Origin of the sequence: Frankia sp. Mgl5 (genome assembly GCF_023242985.1) — a bacterium.
Taxonomy (GTDB): domain Bacteria; phylum Actinomycetota; class Actinomycetes; order Frankiales; family Frankiaceae; genus Parafrankia; species Parafrankia soli.
Genome location: NZ_JALKFY010000586.1, coordinates 1 through 328, shown reverse-complemented (window position 1 = coordinate 328; position 328 = coordinate 1). Strand labels below are relative to the sequence as shown.

General features: G+C 55.2%; 1 pseudogene. It reads left to right on the top strand.

What is annotated here, in order from left to right:
* Positions 1-328: pseudogene (locus MXD62_RS10755) on the top strand (stage II sporulation protein E); the annotation flags it as partial.

Genomic DNA, 328 nt, shown 5'->3' with positions numbered 1-328 from the left:
ATACAAAGGGAGGGCATGGAGTTAAGCTTTCAGGAAAAGCAGGTCTCCCGCGCTCTCGAGGGTTTGGGTCTTTCCGTACGTAGGGTGGAGATCCACAGCCTGGAGGAAGGCAAGGTGGATATCGAGGTAAGCCAGCCTACCTGCTATGGCCGGGACGAATGCGCTAAGATCGTTGCCCCGATGCTAACCGAGATTCTCGGAGAAAACATCGTGGTCAAAGAACGGCACTGCGAAGCGTATAAGGATGGCCATTGCAAGATGTGCCTGGTGTCGGCAAAAACGTTTGAAATCGATATCGGCGTAGCAGGAGCGGCCAAGGACGGGCGGC